We start from the raw sequence: 15,677 nt of genomic DNA on the forward strand, positions 1-15,677 counted from the left end.
TCCTCGGCAAGCCGACGCAGTTTGTTTTCCCCGATCCGAAAATATTTGGACGCTTCCTCAATGGTGAGCGTGTATTTTTCCCAAATAGGCACATCGGTATTACTCATAACATGGCCCCCTTTCTTTTCAAAACAAAGGTTGTTTTTTGTGAAAGTGGGNGCACAACGCGCCTGACATGAGCCAGACGGATGAAGCCTGGGCCGAATCTTTCCTCCCGGTGAACGCACCCCAGGAATGCAGAAGTCCTAAATCATAATAGAACTGCAGGCCGCCATCTCAATGCACAGGCACTGAGATGGCGGCCTTTTTATGCGCAGGGAGATTTGACGGTTACCTTATAAACCAATTTTAATTCTGGCACTACTTCACTATGGTGACCGGGATGGCTGTATTTCTATTGAAAATGCTGCGGTCTATTTTCGTGAATACTATTCAAATAGGAAAGCACAAGGACTGGCAATTGAGAAGAAACAGTGTATATATCTGAGAGACGATGTGACCGATGCACAAATAATCGCAAATCTTCTTTCTAACCCCGTAAAGGCATTAATAGAGAGCGGCTTTTTCTTTTATAACGAAGACGCGCATGTATTTTCTGTTTCTCCGGACATCTGGAGCACGATTGACATATCCAATAAAGCTGCGATTACGAGAATATGTCGTCAAAAACTGAAAGACTACTACAAAGACTAATTGAAATGGGGGATTGTTATGGCCGATGTCCATTCTCCGGAAACCAGAAGCTATAATATGTCCCGTATTCGTGGAAAGGATACTAGGGCTTGTTTGAAAAAAGGCGGAGATTGTGCTAAAGCAACAAAATAGCGATGGAGGCAAGATACACAAAGGCTAGGAAGGAAGCATCCGACTTGTCATATCTGGTGGCGATTCTGCGAAACCACTTGATTTTCTGGAAAAAACACTCCACCAGATGGCGTTCTTTATACAGATGCCAGTCAACCGGCCAGGGATCGGAAACGTTGCTTTGCGGCGGGATCACATAGCTGGCCCCGTGCGCTGAGATATATTCCCGAATCGTCCGGGCACCATAGGCCCGGTCTGCCAGCACGGCACTCCCGCCGATTCTGACCTTTTTCAGCAGTTCAACAGCGTGAACCGAATCGTGGTCATTTCCAGCGGAGAGAAGGAACTCCACCGGGTTTCCCAGACCGTCTACGACAGCGTGGAGCTTTGTGTTCCACCCGCCTTTGGTACGGCCAACCGCCTTATCCGCCGTTTTTTTCCCCGCCATTTGCGCTTTCATGCACCTTTACGCAAGTGGAGTCCATGCTCAGGTTCTCCATATCCGCGTCCGCAGACAGTGTGTGGAATACCGCTTCCAGAGTGCCCTCATTCCGCCATTTGGCGAATCTTGCGTATATAGACTGCCAAGGACCATAGGTCGCCGGCAGCTCACGCCACTGCGCACCGCTCCGGACGATCCAGAGCATTCCGTTGAGCATGATCCCGTTATCCTTCCGGGGACGACCCCGCTTTCCCGTTTCTTCCGGTGGCAGCAGCGGCTTGATTCGTTCCCATTGTTCTTTTGTTAATTCATATCGTTTCATGCTCATAGCTTCGCATAACTTGGTTTCTTGTGCAACTTTTATTTTTCAAACAAGGCCTAAACCACAAGAACTTGTCAGAAAATACTTGTTTTCTCAAGGATTCCGATACAGAAAAAATGACGCTCGTCTTCCAGGAAAACCGGATATTGTTCTTCCCAAATATAAGACGGTGATCTTTGTAAACGGTTGTTTCTGGCATGGGCATGAGGGTTGTCACTATTTTGTGTGGCCTAAGAACAATGCGGAATTTTGGAAAAAGAAAATAGGCTCCAACATTGAGCGCGATGCTAAAAATCACGCCCTCCTCGCCAAGCTCGGATGGAATGTGATTGTAGTTTGGGAATGTGAACTGAAACGATCAACAGCTGAAGAGACACTCAATCTCTTAGTACATTGCATCGTGCAGCGGCAGTCATATGGTAACAGCGACTAAAAGTTTTGTATTTCTCCAAGAAAAGCAATTGTGTGACAACAATTTTTCTGCCTATTGGGATGCTAACTTCGCTACTTTTATCAAAAAGACCGTACCTGCTCATATGAACAGGTACGGTCTTCTAAAATGTTATTTTTATTGAAGGATATCTAATTCAGCCTGAAATAGCAGGTATTCTTCCCACGACCTTCTTTTTTCAATTCTCCGGCTGCGACCAGCTTGCGCAAGGCCCCCTCAATGGAACTGTCACTGAGCGTCGGGCAAAGCTCCCGGATGTCCTGCTTATTGAACCGCCCGATTCTATTCTTGCTTGCTCTGCGCACCATTTCCAATGCGGACAGCTTGGTTTCCACAAGCGCCACACGATCTTCAAAGTCTTTGTAGGCGGCAAGGATCGTTCCCAGCAGGTACTTGATGAAGGGCACTACATCCTCATTGCCTTCGTGCCAGCCAGTTTGCGCCTGTGCAAGCGCGTCGTAATACAGGTCCTTGTTTTTGGCGATTTTGGCTTCAAGGGAGATATACTTGCCGACATAAAATCCGCTTCGGTACAGAAGCAGCGTTGTGAGCAATCGGCTCATTCGTCCGTTGCCGTCATTGAACGGGTGAATGCACAGGAAGTCATGGATGAAAACCGGGATTGCAATCAACGGCTCCAGTTCCATGTTGCCAATCACACGATTGTATTCCTCGCAGATTCTGTCCAGCGCTTCCGGCGTTTCATAAGGGGCAAGCGGGGTGAACAGCGTTTCCACATGACCGTCCGGATAGGTGGCAGTGATATAATTCTGCACGCTTTTTGTGCGGCCCGCAAGCGGGTTATTCATGTGGCTGTAGAGGATTTTGTGAAGCTGCAGGATATAGTTCTGCGTAATTGGTATCGCGTCAAAGCTCTCGTGAATGATACTCAGCACGTCGCGGTATCCGGCGATCTCCTGCTCATCTCGGTTCCTCGGCGTGGTTTTCTCCTCGACGAGCTGCCGGATTCGGGTGCTCGTGGTAACGATGCCCTCAATGGCATTCGATGCCTCAGTGCTCTGTATCTTGGCAATCTCCACGAGCTTTTCGAGTTCCTCCGGGCGCTGCTTCAAATACAGCTCCTGCTTGCCGGCTTCCTTGTATATAGCCGCAATCAAACCAAGAACATCCGAGTCCCACTTCTGTTCCTTGATTGCGGAGTAATTGAAGGTTCTCATTCCCTCACCTCCACTCGTTTTTCCTTAAATGGTAACATAAAATAAGGGAATAGTCAATGGGCTGCGCCATAAATCCCTTACTATTATGCCTGTATTAAGGGATTTATACTCAGAGAATAAGGAAAGCACCTCTGCCTATCTTCCCGCCTATTCTTTGTCTGGTACAAAATAAGCATAGCACCCGAAGCGTATAGGAAGCCTCGGAGGCTATGCTTATTTTTGTTATAATGGGAGGGCAATGGATGGACGGCTTCTTTGATGAGCCAAGCGCTCGAGCTGTAAACAGTCCTCCGCCCTCTTGTTATAAAGATTCGATTGAGCAGGTTGCTCCGGCTATGCCGCGTGCGCGTCACGAACCAAATTGAATCGTAATAAGCCGGTGCGAAAGCATTGCAATATTTTATCAGGAAGAAAGGAATGCCCATGCTCAGTATCGGGATCGATGTGTCCAAAGGAAAAAGTACAGTGTGCGGAATGAAGCCAGGGGGAGAAATCGTGTACGCTCCGTTTGAAGTTCAGCACACGAGGGAAGGGATGTCGGAGCTCGTATCGCTGCTGCGCGGCAGCGGCGAAGAGGTTCGTGCCGTTTTGGAAAGCACCGGCAGCTACCATTGCCCGGTGGTAGCTGCTTTGTTGGAGAACGGAATATTCGTCTCCGTCGTCAATTCGCTGCGGATGAAGCGGTTTTGCTCACAAAGTATCCGCAAGGTGAAGACCGATCGAATCGACGCCATGCAGATCGCTTTGTACGGTCTGGCCTATTGGCAGGAGCTTCAACCGACCAAGCTGCCGGAGGATACATATCGGGAGCTTCAGCTTCTGGCGCGGCAGTATTACCAGATGACCTCCCTCCTTATCAAGGCAAAGGTCGATTTTAACGCCATCTGTGACCAGGTTTTGCCCGGTATGCAGGAGCTCATGAACGACCATGCCGGACGGCACAAGCTTTCGGACTTTGTCCTGCGGTATCGTCACACCACTCACATCCTCGAAATGGGAGAAACGCGCTTTCGGAAGGATTATTGCAAATGGGCGGGAAAAAAGGGATACCGCAATTGCGAACGTATGGCAGCACTCATCTTTGCCACAGCTCAAAACGGTATCCCTGTGCTTCCCAATGCACCATCCACGCAGATCGTCATTACGGAAGCGATACGAGTCCTCCACACAGTGGAGGCGTCCCGTGACGCTATCAGCGTGAAATTCAAGTTTGCTGACGAGTTTCGCAGAATTGCCGAATACATTGAAATTAACATTTCTGAAATTCCCGCCGCGGCGGGCTGATGCCCGCCACATCATTTCTGGCAGTGTGTTTTCCTAATATGAAACATTCATATGCTGAACGATTTTAGTTGCAGCTGTCCGGTGTACATCGCCTGCGGATACACAGACCTGCGGCGGGGCATTGATGGACTGGCCACTCTGGTAAAGAGCCAGTTCCAGATGGACCCGTTTCAGCGGGCGCTGTTTCTCTTCTGCGGGCGGCGGCGGGACCGGCTCAAGGCGCTGTACTGGGAGGGAGACGGCTTTTTACTGCTGTATAAGCGCCTGGAGAGCGGCAGTTTTCAATGGCCTCGGAGCACGGAGGAAGTGCAGGCCTTAACACCTCAACAGTACCGCTGGCTGATGGAGGGGCTGAAGACAGAGCAGCCGAAGGCAAACAAAGCAGTGAGCGGTCTGAGCGCAATATAATACCGGAAAGCATTGAAAACACTGGTTTTTTGTCCCGTTTTGTGGTATCATTTTCTTATGGGAAATGAGAAGAAGACTGCCGCAAGCACCCCGGAAATGGTGACCATCTCACGGGCGGAATATGAAGAATTGAAGCTCCAGAACCAATGGCTTCTGGAGCAGCTTGGTCTTGCAAAAAAACGGCAGTTTGGCACATCCTCAGAGCGGCTCCAGGAGGGCCTGATGGACCAACTGTCTCTCATGGCAAATGAGGCGGAGGCCTACGCCTATGGGACGAAAAATGCCACAGCGGAACAGGTGGCGGTGAAGGCCCATGCCCGCAAGCGGCACAGCGGCAATGTACTGGATATCGTGCCGGAGGGAACCCCTACGGAAGTGGTGGAGCACCGCCTTTGCGAAGAAGAGCGCACCTGTGATACCTGCGGTGCCGTGATGGAGGAGATTGGGAAAGAGGTGCACCGGAGCCTGAAGATGGAGCCGGCCCGGTTCTGGATCCGGGAGGATGTGTACTACACCTACGCCTGCAAGCAGTGCGAGGCGGAAACAGGCGAAGGCAATCTCCGGAAAACACCCAAACAGCCGACGCTCTGCCTAGGCAGCTTTGCCTCTCCGGAGGCGGTGGCCCATATCATGACGCAGAAATTCGTCATGTACGCGCCGCTGTAGAGCGCATAGGTGATGGCATCAAAGATGGTGGTCTTGCCTGCGCCGGTGTCTCCGGTGATGAGGTAAAGCCCCTGTTCCCCCAGCCGCTCCAGGTCCATGACCACCTTCCCGGCATAGGGACCGAAGGCGGATACCGTCAATTTCAGCGGTCTCATCTCTCATCCTCCTCCCAGATGCGCTCCATCCATGCCCGGGCAAAGGCCTGCTGCTCCTCGCCCATGGGTTGCCCGTTCTGCTTTTCGTAAAACTCCTCCAGCAATTCCAGAGGCGATTTTTGCTCTGCATCTTCCGCCCCATCCAGGCGGGCTCCCGCCCGGGTGCGCCTGTTGTCATAGTCCAGCTTCATCAGGTTGGGGTAGATGATCTGGAGCTTGCGCATGGCGTCGGGGACGTCCTCCTCATCCGTGAGGGTGATGTAGACATAGTCCTTCTGATAGCTCGTCCCCTCATAAAACCCCCGGAAGGTCAGTTCTTCATAGGTCCCCCGCAGCTCCACCAGATCCCGCAGGGGGGCAAGGGGCACTGTGCGCACCGACACCGACCCCTTTGCCTCCAGCTCGACTACGGTCACGGACTTCTGATGCCCGGCTTCAGAGAAGGAATACTTGAGGGGCGTACCGCAGTAGCGCACCGTCTCCCTGCCCACCCGCTGAGGCCCGTGGATGTGCCCCAGGGCCACATAGTCAAAGGGATCGAAAACGGACACATCCACATTGTCTGTCCCGCCCACGGAGAGCTCCTCTGAGTCGCACCGGTCGGCGCCGGTGACAAACTGATGGGTCACCAGCACATTTCTCCCGGCCGGGTCCACGCCCATGGCTTCAATGGCTGCGGCCAGGGCGTCGGTATAGGTGGTGATCTCCCGCTCGGGAAAGCACCGGCGCACATGGGCCGGCTTTACAAAGGGCAGGAGATAGAAATTTACCGTGCCGTACGCGTCGGTCAGGGTGATGGGGCTCACCCTGCCGTCATAGACGGGGGCCAGGTGGACACCGCTCCCCTCCATCAGCCGCCTGCCGAAGGCCATGCGCTCCGGAGAATCGTGATTGCCGCTGATGAGGAAGATCTGGAGGTCCCGTTTGGCCAGCCGCACCAGGAAGTCATCCAGCAGAGCCACCGCTTCCGCGGACGGCACAGTCTTGTCATAGACGTCCCCGGCAATCAGGACCCCGTCTGGCTGCTCCTCGTCCATGATGTGTAGGATCTCCGTGAGGATGTACTGCTGGTCCTCCAGCATGGAAAACTCATTGACCCGCTTGCCCAGATGCAGGTCGGAGAGGTGAATCAATTTCATCGCAATCCCTCCTAATATGACGACAGGATGGCGTTCATACAGCGTTGGAGAATGCAGATCTGCTTTACATTTGAAATGCAGTTTTTCCCATTATACTGAATCGCCCCCTCCTCAGCAAGGGAGAGAAATTCCAATCTGTCATCAAAGGGTCTCCATGGCCGGATGCTGGAACATACCGCCGTGACATGCCCGTCCTCAGCGCCGTGTCAGAGGGCGCATACATACGTCTTTGCCGCAACGTCCGATAGAAAAGGAATTGCCTTATATTGACGAAAGAACGGTTCCCGCCTATGATAGTTGAAGAAGAACTGCTTTGCCCCATCAGAAGGCGCTGGGCATCCTGCCGGTCCGAGCAGAGGAAAGGCCGGGCAAACCCGTCCAGAGGGCGCGAAGCAGTCCAAGGAGGAACAGGTGAAATGACTTTTACCCCCATTGACCGGGCACATTGGGCCCGCAAGGAGTATTTTGACCACTATTTTTCCCAGGTCCCGTGCACGTACAGTGCCGTCTTTCAGCTGGACATCACCAGGCTCCGTCAGCAGGGGCAGAAGCTGTATCCGACCATGCTCTACCACATCGCCACAGAGGTGAACCTCCATGAGGAGTTCCGCACGGCGCTGGACGGGGCAGGACAGCTGTGGATCTATGACCGAATGCACCCCTGCTACACCATCTTTCACAAGGAAAGCGAGACCTTCTCCAACCTTTGGACGGAATACACCCCCGATTATGAGGCCTTCTGTGAGGCCTACCGGCGTGACATGGCTCAGTATGGCGGGAATCTCGGCATGGAGGCCAAGCCCGGCACGCCGGAGAGCACGTTTCCTGTGTCCATGCTCCCGTGGGCCAGCTTCGAGGGGTTCAATCTGAACCTGCAGAAGGGCTACGATTACCTGCTGCCCATCTTCACTATGGGCAGGTATCAGGAAACGGGCGGCAAGACCTTACTGCCCCTGGCGGTGCAGGTACACCACGCGGTATGCGACGGCTTCCACCTGTGCCGTTTTGTCAACGGCCTCCAGACACGGCTGGACGGCACTCAAGTACACGAGGAGAAGGAACCATGATCCGAGACATCTGTAAGGACGAGGCCTTTCTGGCCCAGAAAGCGGAACCCGCCACACCGGACGATCTTCCCGTTGCCGCCGACCTGCTGGAGACGCTGGAGCACCACAAGGCCGGCTGTGTGGGGATGGCAGCCAACATGATCGGCGTCAACAAGCGCATCATCGCCTTTGACAACGAGGGGACCTATATGGTCATGTTCAATCCGGAGATCGTCAAAAAATCCGGCCCCTACGACACGGAGGAGGGCTGTCTCTCCCTCACCGGCGTTCGCCCGGCCAAGCGTTGGAAGTCCATCAAGGTGCGCTGGCAGAACGAGAAATTTCAAGAGCGGCTCAAAACCTTCACCGGCTGGACGGCCCAGATCATCCAGCACGAGATCGACCACTGCGAGGGTATCATCATATGAAAAAGTGCAGGATCACTGTGATGCGCATCACACGGTACGAGGACCTGATGACTCAATACGAAAATCCCATCTCCCACGCCTGCGACATGGAGGTGGGACAGGTCTTTGTGACCAACGGCTGGGAAAAACCGGAGGGCTTTTGTCAGAGCGCCTGGGACACCCTCTCCCCCTTTGTGCTGGCCCTGAGCCACGGGGGCGAGAATTTCTACGACGGCTGGATGAAAAACCCCCGCTCCGCCATGCTCTCCTGCAACGACGGCTTTCGTCCGGTGAGCTTTCTGGTGGAGGCCCTGGACGAGGATGCGGACTGAGGAGGAAACGCTATGTTTGAACACAAAGTGGCCGTGGTCACCGGCGGGGCCAGGGGCATTGGAAAGGCCATTGCGGAAGAATTTCACAAGGCGGGTGCCCGGGTGTGCGTCATCGACCTCCTCCCCAACGACTATTTCGTGGGCGACCTGGCCGACCTGGCCGTGCTGGAGGACTTTGCCCGCAAGGTCATCGCCGACTATGGCCACGTGGACTTTTTGGTCAACAACGCCCTGCCCCTCATGAAGGGCATCGACACCTGCACCTACGAGGAGTTCAACTACGCCCTGCGGGTGGGCGTCACCGCCCCCTTCTACCTCGCCAAGCTCTTCGCCCCCCACTTCGCACCCGGGGCGGCCATCGTGAACATCTCCTCCTCCCGGGACCGGATGAGTCAGCCCCTGACCGAGAGCTACACGGCGGCCAAGGGCGGCATCTCCGCCCTGACCCACGCTCTGGCGGTGAGTCTGAGCGGTAAGGTGCGGGTCAACTCCATCTCCCCCGGCTGGATCGACACCGACTATACCGTCTATGAGGGCCCCGACGCCGTCCAGCAGCCCGCCGGGCGGGTGGGCAATCCCCTGGACATCGCCAATATGGTGCTCTACCTCTGTTCTGACAAGGCGGGCTTTATCACCGGGGAGAACATCTGCATCGACGGCGGCATGACCCGCCAGATGATCTACCACAACGACTTTGGTTGGACCCTGGGAGGGAGCGTATGAATCTTGCCCTTCTCTCCGACACCCACGGCCTCCTGCGGCCCGAGGTGCTGGAGCATCTGAAAACCGCCGACGCCATTCTCCACGGCGGCGACATCAACAAACAGAGCATCGTAGACCAGCTGCGCCAGTATGCCCCCCTCTACGTGGTCCGGGGTAACAACGACAAGGAGTGGGCGGAGGACATTCCCCACCACCTCACCGTCACCCTGGGCGGCGTGACCTTTTTCATGGTCCACAACAAAAAAGAGGTCCCAGCCGATCTCTCCGGCGTGGATGTGGTGCTCTTCGGCCACTCCCACAAGTATGTGCAGGAGGAGAAGGATGGCTGTCTCTGGCTCAACCCCGGCTCCTGCGGACCCCGGCGGTTCCACCAGGAGATTACCATGATGATGGTCCAGGCGGAGAACGGGCAGCTCCGGGTGGAGAAGATCTCCATCCCCCACGAGGTGCAGTGATGGAGCTTGGCCTCACCTTTCCCCTCCAGCGCTTGCTGAAGGTAAAAACGCCGGCCTACGGCACTCAGCCGGACCGGCGTTTCTGCTGGGACCTCCATGTCATTGAGCTGCACGGGCGCAAGAGCCTGCTGGCCGTCCACTGCCACAGCCGCTACACCTTTGTGCGCTACGACGTGTCCCCCCTCCAGTGGGCGGATCTTCCCGGGCTCTTCCGGAAGGGGCTTTGGGAGAGCCTCACTGCCGCCGGGTTCCCACAGGCCCGGGCGGAGGAGTATCTGCAGCGGGCCGGGACCTTTTTCATCACCCGCACCCACGGCCGCCGGGAGGTGGCCTTTCTCAATCGGGCCTGGGAGGACGTGCTGGCCCTGGACCTGTGCCTGGACATCGAATGCCAGGCCCAACCCCTGCTGGACCGCACCGTCAACACCCGGCCCAGCCGCTGCACCGGCTTCGACGGGCTCGGAACGGGCCTTGACCGGATGGCCTGGACACTGACAAAAGGAGTGGAAATATAGAAGAATGTCTGATCTGCAAGGCGCCCCTGGAATACCTGACTCAGGACCAGGTCATGGAGTGCGCCATCTGCCACAAGAAAGAGCCCAGCAAGACCCGCTGTGTAAACGGCCACTACGTGTGCAGCGACTGCCACACCCAGGGGATGGACAGTATCTTCGGCCTGTGCCTGGCCGAGACCTCCACAGATCCCATCGCCATCGTCCGCAAAATGATGGACCTGCCCTTCTGCCACATGCACGGCCCGGAGCACCATGTGATGGTAGGAGCGGCTCTGCTCACCGCCTACAAGAACGCCGGTGGGCAGCTAGAGCTGGAGAAGGCCCTTCACGAGATCTACAGCCGGGGGAAAAAGGTCCCCGGTGGGGCCTGCGGCTTCTGGGGTGCCTGCGGCGCGGGGATCGGTACAGGCCAGTTTATGGCCATTGCCACAGCCTCCACCCCCCTGGCCAAGGAGCCCTGGGGCCTGAGCAATCAGATGACCGCCCGGGCCCTGGACAGCATCGGCAGGGTTGGCGGCCCCCGCTGCTGCAAGCGGGACTCCTTCCTGGCCATCCTCTCCGCCATTGACTTTACACGTGAGCACCTGGGGGTGGAGATGACGCGGACTCTCCCCGTCTGCTCTTACAGCAGCCGGAACAACCAGTGCATCGGCAAGCGCTGCCCCTTCTCGGCAGTCAACCACAAAAAGCCCAGAGTGGCCTTCCTCTGCGTTCACAACTCCTGCCGCAGCCAGATGGCGGAGGCACTGGGCAAAAAGCTGGCCGGTGATGTGTTTGAGAGCTTTTCCGCGGGCACCGAGCCAGGCGCCCGCATCAATCCCGACGCGGTGCGTCTGATGAAGCAGGTCCACGGCATCGACATGGAGCAGACCCAGCACAACAAGCCCCTCTCTGATCTGCCGGCGGTGGACATTGTGGTCACCATGGGCTGCAACGTCCAGTGTCCCACCTTCCCCTGCTCCCACCGGGAAGACTGGGGGCTGGATGATCCCAGCGGTAGTGAGGACAGCGCGTTCCTTTCCGTCATGGCGCAGATCGAGAAAAAAGTGCTTGATCTGAAACACCGCATCCAAACGGGCGAGCTGAGCGGCAAAGCATCCCTGTGACCGCCTCCACCTGAACCTCTGAAAATGTCAGGAATCCGGGCAAAAGTGGCCGTTTCCCTTGGTAGATTTTTGGTGCTCCGGACGGTATACTGATCGCAGAAACCAATCACAGGAGGGATGCGCCATGAGTTTGGGAAGCAGCCTGTACCACGCCCGGAAAAAGAGCGGGCTGACCCAGGAGGCTGTGGCGGAGAAGCTGGGAGTGAGCCGCCAGACCATCTCCAAATGGGAGACCAACGAGACCCTGCCCGACATTCGCCAGTCCAAGGGGCTGGCCATGCTCTACCACATGACCCTGGACGAGCTGATCGAGTACGACTTTGATGAGCAGCAGGCCCAGCAGATGATCGAAAGCGTCAGCGACGAGGCCCAGGCCCGGATCGACTGGAACAAGGTGTGGAGCAAGAAGTATCCGGTGCTGGCCACCTATCACCAGAAGGTGCGCATCGATGACTACGCCCCCACTTTACGTGAGATGCTCACCCAGCTGCGGGTGGACTACGGCTACAATCACACCGACGCCCTGCTGGTGCTCAAGGATATTCTGGCCCGGGTATGGAAGGGCCAGGTGTGACACAGGCACCGGTGACTCAAACCGAATGCCTGTACGTCAAATATTCTTTCACCAAAAATCCCCCTATGCTGTGCTTGTCTGGTTTACAAGCGCAGCATAGGGGGATCTTCTCTTTCATGGGCCGCCGGACGGACGCCATTCAGGTCCGCAAGATCTTCTCCATGGACTTTCCCTTGGCCAGTTCATCCACCAGCTTGTCCAGATACCGGATCTCCCGCATCAGCGGGTCCTCGATCTCCTCCACCCGGATACCGCAGATCTTGCCGGTGATGAGGACGCGGTTGGGGTTCATCGCGGGGGCGTTCCGAAAAAAGTCCCCATAGCTGGTGTCGGACTGCTCCAGCCGGGCGATGTCCTCCGCGGTATATCCGGTGAGCCAGGCGGTCACCTGGTCCACCTCGTCCCGGCTGCGGCCTTTCTTCTCCGCCTTGTTCACCAGAAGGGAATAGAGCTTGGCGAAGGGCATCTGCGTCACATCGGTGCGCGGCATGGCGTCAACCTCCCGGAAGCTCTGCAAAGGCAAACAGAGCCTCGTTGATTTTCAAACTCAGTGGTTCCATGATACCATATGTCCGCTCGGCTGGCAGCCGTGGGCGCTCAGTAGAGCGTCCACCAGTACTCCACCAGCCTGCGGTATCGGTTTCCTTTGGGCGGCAGCTCCGTACACCTCCGCACCGCCCGGCTCGTTTTCCGCTTGAGGTACTGCTGGGTGCCGCTGCTTCTGGGCTGCTTGATATGGAAGCCGCTGTGCAGCAGCCTCCCGCTGTCAAAGCCGCCGTCAATATAGCCGATGTGGGGCGCATAGCTCAGATGCCGGATCAGAAAGAGCAGCTTCTCCCCATGCTTGATGCTCTGGAGGCGGCGATATCCCCTGCCGCGGCTCCCTCCCGGCGTCTTGCCGCTCCACTCATGCATCATCCCGACGGTCCCGCTGCTTCAGCCGGTTTCTGTCATATGCCTTCCGGTTTGGCACGGTACGGGTGACAGGACTGAGGCCATACCAGGAGCCCCGCTGCCTGGCATGATAGGCCCGCTGTTCCTTTTTGCTCCGCTTGTCCAACGGCACCATTTGGGTCCTCATGGTTCTGTGTTTCCCCTTTCCTTTGTGACAACTTCTTTACATTTCTCTCCAGCGCCTTGCGTTTCGGCGTCAGATGGGCTATATTGATTCTCCCATGCAACCAACCCGACGGGCAAGAATGGAGGCGATCTTTATGGCGATCATCCAGTTTCCGGTGATCGATCCGGTGGCGACCGGTGCAAACATCACACGGCTGCGCCGTGAGCGCGGTTTCACCGTGCGGGATCTTCAGCAGTTCTTCGGCTTTGAGGAACCCCAGGCGATCTACAAGTGGCAGAGAGGGCAGAGCCTGCCCAGCATCGACAACCTGTACGCCCTCAGCGCATTGCTCCACATCTCCATGAACGAGATCCTGGTTCCCTCTTCTCATATCGATTCTCTTGAGCAGCAGGCCGCGGCCTGCTGCTCAAATCATATCACGGCGGTTTTCTTCCGGGCGCAGGGGGTATGGCAAAGCTTCAGTGCCGCGCAGGCCCTTATCCGCCCGGCGCCCACCGCCCCGCTCCGCCAGATGGCAGAGGGGACATGCGGCATTCCGGACGACTTTTCTTACCACATACCTCAGGCGAACCTGAAAAGGAATGGAGACGTATTGGCGGATTTGGGCAGTGAGCGGATTTACGGTGGACAAATCACGGAGCAGGAAGCGCGCGGTACGAAGCAAATCACGAATCAAGCGACCCGGCACAGCTCATGCCGCTACCTCGTATCAAACATACTAGACTTCTCTGCAGAACACGCAGCCTCATAGTTCATCTGCGCCTGAACCGGCCGCAGCAGCGCCGCCGTTTTGCCATACCCGCCGCGCCCGAAGGCGTGGCGTTTTTTGTCTCTGTCAGGCGCCGGCGTTTCCACCGTCCGCCGCCCGTTCAATCACGTCGTTCAGGATGGTCTCAAAGCTGTCGTTGAGATCAAAGGGAGGCACATAGTCCACCTCCGTATTGACCAGGCATTTATCCATCTCCATGGAGCACGCGTCGGCCTGCTTGCTCAGAGCGGCGGCCAGAGCACGGACCCTCTTCCGGTCAAAGTCGATGGTGACCACCTGCCTGGCATCACATCGATAGGTGACCTGGTTCCCGTCGCTGTTGAACCGGTACCCGGAGCCGCCCCCGGGAATGTTCTTCTCGCTGCTGCGCAGGGCGGTCATGCTGCGGAAGGTCCTGGCCAGGGCCTGCCGCTGCCGGTTGAGCCCTGTCTCACTGTCCAGATCCAGCGTCAATCTGCTTTTGGCGTCCCGGATGGCCCGGCTGAGCTTCTCCCGCTCGCCCATCATCTCCATGAGAAAGCCCACGATCTCATTGGCGTGTCCGGCGTACTCGCTGGAGGCGTTTTCCTCCACCACCACATCCTGATCGTCGGCCATCACCTTGCTGCGCAGGTGCGTCGTCCTGACCTTGAGGATATTCTGCCGGTCCTCCAGGATGTCCATGGCCTGGAGCATGACCGCCTGGAGCTTGTTCTGGACTCGGAACGCGTCTTTCAGGTTCATTTGGCTTGCCTCCCCTTGTCTTTTGTCCCATCCATCATAGCTCCAAGTACACCATCTGTCATTGAACTGCTGGTTTAGTCCAGCCCTTCTCCCCAAATGCCAGTCAGAAAAACGGACAGCGGGATATCCCCGCTGTCCGTTTACATTTCTCCGGTTTCTTCCGTTCCCGCCGCCAGCTGGGCATCCAGGCCCTCCAGGAAGAGCTCCGCCGCCCTGGAAAAGATCTGGGATTTTTTCCACACCAGATACATCCCCAGCTCCAGTCTGGGCTTCAGAGGCCGGAAGCACAGATTGCTGCCGGTGGTGTTCACCAGTTTGTCCAGAGTGAAGGCGTAGCCCATCCCCTCATCCACCATCAGAGACGCGTTGTAGATGAGATTGTAGGTGGCCACGGTGTGGAGCTCGGAGGGCTCCCGCCGAAGCCAGCGGTACAGGCCGCTTTTGTTGTCCACCTGCCGGGAGAGGATCAGAGGCTTGTCCCACAGGTCCCGGGGAGAGACAGAATCCCGGTGGGCCAGGGGGCTGTCCCGCCGCATCAGCACCCCCCAGGTGTCCTTCATGGGCAGCTCCATATAGTGATACTTGGTCTTGTCGATGTCCCCCAGCAGCACCCCGAAATCCAGCAGCCCCTTATCCAGCCGTTCGCACACGTCCACGGCGTCCCCGCTGACGATGTGGAACCGGATGCCCGGATAGCACGCCTGGAGACGGTTGGCGGCCCGCGCGATCTGGCGCACCCCATCCGTCTCGCCGGTGCCGATATAGATGTCCCCGCTGACGGCGTCGTCGGACCGCATGACCTCCCGCTCCGCGCGGTCCACCAGCTCCAGGATCTCCTCCGCCCGTTTCCGCAGCAGCATGCCCTCCTGCGTGAGGGTGATCTTCCGGTTGCCCCGGACCATCAGCTGCTTGCCCAGCTCCTCCTCCAGCTCCCGAAGCTGCCGGGACAGGGTGGGCTGGGTCAGGTGCAGGGACTGGGCCGCCGCCGAGATGTTCTGCTCCCGGGCCACGGCCAGAAAGTATTGCAGCACTCTCAGTTCCATACCGTTCACCTCCTGATGCTCCGATGATAACACAGTTTAGCCATAGTTTTCAAG

The 15,677-nt window shown here is 56.8% G+C and carries 20 protein-coding genes and 4 pseudogenes; 14 read left to right on the plus strand and 10 right to left on the minus strand.

What is annotated here, in order from left to right; genetic code table 11:
- Positions 1-26: 26 nt before the first annotated feature.
- Both E0E29_RS19380 and E0E29_RS01975 read right to left on the minus strand, forming a co-directional pair.
- A pseudogene (locus E0E29_RS19380) lies at positions 27-107 on the minus strand (excisionase); the annotation flags it as partial.
- Between the two features lie 701 nt (positions 108-808).
- Positions 809-1,574 (minus strand): annotated as a pseudogene (locus E0E29_RS01975) (IS5 family transposase).
- On the opposite strand from E0E29_RS01975, the gene E0E29_RS01980 reads away from it, so the two are divergent.
- Positions 1,567-2,001: a DNA mismatch endonuclease Vsr gene (locus E0E29_RS01980; RefSeq protein ID WP_130849047.1), complete on the plus strand. Its 435-nt coding sequence runs from the start codon at positions 1,567-1,569 to the stop codon at positions 1,999-2,001. The pseudogene E0E29_RS01975 and the gene E0E29_RS01980 sit on opposite strands and share 8 nt — an antisense overlap.
- A 149-nt stretch (positions 2,002-2,150) precedes the next feature.
- Here E0E29_RS01980 and E0E29_RS01985 read toward each other — a convergent pair whose 3' ends face one another.
- Entirely contained in the window at positions 2,151-3,197 is a 1,047-nt protein-coding gene (locus tag E0E29_RS01985) for a Fic family protein (RefSeq protein WP_130848406.1), read from the minus strand.
- A gap of 417 nt (positions 3,198-3,614) precedes the next feature.
- Between E0E29_RS01985 and E0E29_RS01990 the strand changes: the two genes are divergently transcribed.
- The 3 genes from E0E29_RS01990 (at position 3,615) to E0E29_RS02000 (ending at position 5,555) form a co-directional block, all read left to right on the plus strand.
- A complete protein-coding gene (locus E0E29_RS01990) occupies positions 3,615-4,481 on the plus strand; it encodes an IS110 family transposase (RefSeq protein ID WP_130848407.1) in 867 nt (288 codons plus the stop codon).
- Between the two features lie 51 nt (positions 4,482-4,532).
- The gene (gene tnpB, locus E0E29_RS01995; protein ID WP_130848408.1) at positions 4,533-4,889 is read left to right on the plus strand and encodes an IS66 family insertion sequence element accessory protein TnpB; all 357 of its coding nucleotides are present in this window, start codon (positions 4,533-4,535) and stop codon (positions 4,887-4,889) included.
- A 96-nt stretch (positions 4,890-4,985) separates the two neighbouring features.
- On the plus strand, positions 4,986-5,555 hold the full coding sequence (locus E0E29_RS02000) for an IS66 family transposase zinc-finger binding domain-containing protein (protein WP_242622389.1): 570 nt from the start codon (positions 4,986-4,988) through the stop codon (positions 5,553-5,555).
- Here the strand turns inward: E0E29_RS02000 and E0E29_RS19175 are convergent.
- Both E0E29_RS19175 and E0E29_RS02010 read right to left on the minus strand, forming a co-directional pair.
- Positions 5,552-5,710, minus strand: a pseudogene (locus tag E0E29_RS19175) (AAA family ATPase); the annotation flags it as partial. The gene E0E29_RS02000 and the pseudogene E0E29_RS19175 sit on opposite strands and share 4 nt — an antisense overlap.
- A complete protein-coding gene (locus E0E29_RS02010; RefSeq protein WP_130848410.1) occupies positions 5,707-6,849 on the minus strand; it encodes an exonuclease SbcCD subunit D in 1,143 nt (380 codons plus the stop codon). The gene E0E29_RS02010 and the pseudogene E0E29_RS19175, both read right to left, overlap by 4 nt.
- A gap of 416 nt (positions 6,850-7,265) precedes the next feature.
- On the opposite strand from E0E29_RS02010, the gene catA reads away from it, so the two are divergent.
- The 9 genes and pseudogenes from catA to E0E29_RS02050 all read left to right on the plus strand — a co-directional run bounded on the left by catA (position 7,266) and on the right by E0E29_RS02050 (position 12,007).
- Positions 7,266-7,916: a type A chloramphenicol O-acetyltransferase gene (catA, locus tag E0E29_RS02015; RefSeq protein WP_130848411.1), complete on the plus strand. Its 651-nt coding sequence runs from the start codon at positions 7,266-7,268 to the stop codon at positions 7,914-7,916.
- Positions 7,913-8,323, plus strand: coding sequence for a peptide deformylase (locus E0E29_RS02020; protein WP_130848412.1), 411 nt, complete (start codon positions 7,913-7,915; stop codon positions 8,321-8,323). Before catA ends, E0E29_RS02020 begins: the two co-directional genes overlap by 4 nt.
- Complete coding sequence (locus tag E0E29_RS02025; protein WP_130848413.1) at positions 8,320-8,634, plus strand: TIGR04076 family protein; 315 nt, start codon at positions 8,320-8,322, stop codon at positions 8,632-8,634. Before E0E29_RS02020 ends, E0E29_RS02025 begins: the two co-directional genes overlap by 4 nt.
- 12 nt (positions 8,635-8,646) lie before the next feature.
- The gene (locus E0E29_RS02030; RefSeq protein ID WP_130848414.1) at positions 8,647-9,357 is read left to right on the plus strand and encodes an SDR family oxidoreductase; all 711 of its coding nucleotides are present in this window, start codon (positions 8,647-8,649) and stop codon (positions 9,355-9,357) included.
- Entirely contained in the window at positions 9,354-9,812 is a 459-nt protein-coding gene (locus E0E29_RS02035) for a metallophosphoesterase family protein (protein WP_130848415.1), read from the plus strand. The genes E0E29_RS02030 and E0E29_RS02035 overlap by 4 nt, the downstream gene beginning before the upstream one ends.
- Positions 9,812-10,327, plus strand: a complete 516-nt coding sequence (locus E0E29_RS02040; protein ID WP_130848416.1) for a DUF6933 domain-containing protein — start codon at positions 9,812-9,814, stop codon at positions 10,325-10,327. The genes E0E29_RS02035 and E0E29_RS02040 overlap by 1 nt, the downstream gene beginning before the upstream one ends.
- A gap of 143 nt (positions 10,328-10,470) precedes the next feature.
- Positions 10,471-10,983, plus strand: a pseudogene (locus E0E29_RS02045) (DUF5714 domain-containing protein); the annotation flags it as partial.
- Positions 10,975-11,433 carry an arsenate reductase ArsC gene (locus E0E29_RS18550; protein WP_278045145.1) on the plus strand — a complete coding sequence of 153 codons (459 nt, stop codon included), beginning with the start codon at positions 10,975-10,977 and terminating at the stop codon, positions 11,431-11,433. The pseudogene E0E29_RS02045 and the gene E0E29_RS18550, both read left to right, overlap by 9 nt.
- A gap of 124 nt (positions 11,434-11,557) precedes the next feature.
- Positions 11,558-12,007 (plus strand): helix-turn-helix transcriptional regulator, encoded by a 450-nt coding sequence (locus E0E29_RS02050; protein ID WP_130848417.1) that lies wholly within the window; start codon positions 11,558-11,560, stop codon positions 12,005-12,007.
- 139 nt (positions 12,008-12,146) lie between these two features.
- Here the strand turns inward: E0E29_RS02050 and E0E29_RS02055 are convergent, their stop codons facing one another.
- The 3 genes from E0E29_RS02055 to E0E29_RS17955 form a co-directional block, all read right to left on the minus strand.
- The gene (locus E0E29_RS02055; RefSeq protein ID WP_130848418.1) at positions 12,147-12,497 is read right to left on the minus strand and encodes a DUF2200 domain-containing protein; all 351 of its coding nucleotides are present in this window, start codon (positions 12,495-12,497) and stop codon (positions 12,147-12,149) included.
- Between the two features lie 107 nt (positions 12,498-12,604).
- The gene (locus tag E0E29_RS02060) at positions 12,605-12,925 is read right to left on the minus strand and encodes a hypothetical protein (RefSeq protein ID WP_130848419.1); all 321 of its coding nucleotides are present in this window, start codon (positions 12,923-12,925) and stop codon (positions 12,605-12,607) included.
- Positions 12,915-13,088 (minus strand): hypothetical protein, encoded by a 174-nt coding sequence (locus tag E0E29_RS17955; RefSeq protein WP_165449760.1) that lies wholly within the window; start codon positions 13,086-13,088, stop codon positions 12,915-12,917. The genes E0E29_RS02060 and E0E29_RS17955 overlap by 11 nt, the downstream gene beginning before the upstream one ends.
- A gap of 133 nt (positions 13,089-13,221) precedes the next feature.
- Between E0E29_RS17955 and E0E29_RS19085 the strand changes: the two genes are divergently transcribed.
- Positions 13,222-13,839, plus strand: a complete 618-nt coding sequence (locus tag E0E29_RS19085) for a helix-turn-helix domain-containing protein (protein WP_341273090.1) — start codon at positions 13,222-13,224, stop codon at positions 13,837-13,839.
- An 84-nt stretch (positions 13,840-13,923) separates the two neighbouring features.
- On the opposite strand, the gene E0E29_RS02070 is transcribed toward E0E29_RS19085, so the two are convergent.
- Both E0E29_RS02070 and E0E29_RS02075 read right to left on the minus strand, forming a co-directional pair.
- Positions 13,924-14,580: a hypothetical protein gene (locus tag E0E29_RS02070; protein WP_130848420.1), complete on the minus strand. Its 657-nt coding sequence runs from the start codon at positions 14,578-14,580 to the stop codon at positions 13,924-13,926.
- 140 nt (positions 14,581-14,720) lie between these two features.
- Complete coding sequence (locus tag E0E29_RS02075; protein ID WP_130848421.1) at positions 14,721-15,623, minus strand: LysR family transcriptional regulator; 903 nt, start codon at positions 15,621-15,623, stop codon at positions 14,721-14,723.
- Between the last annotated feature and the right edge of the window lie 54 nt (positions 15,624-15,677).

Origin of the sequence: Intestinimonas timonensis (assembly GCF_900626145.1) — a bacterium.
GTDB lineage: Bacteria > Bacillota > Clostridia > Oscillospirales > Oscillospiraceae > Intestinimonas > Intestinimonas aquisgranensis.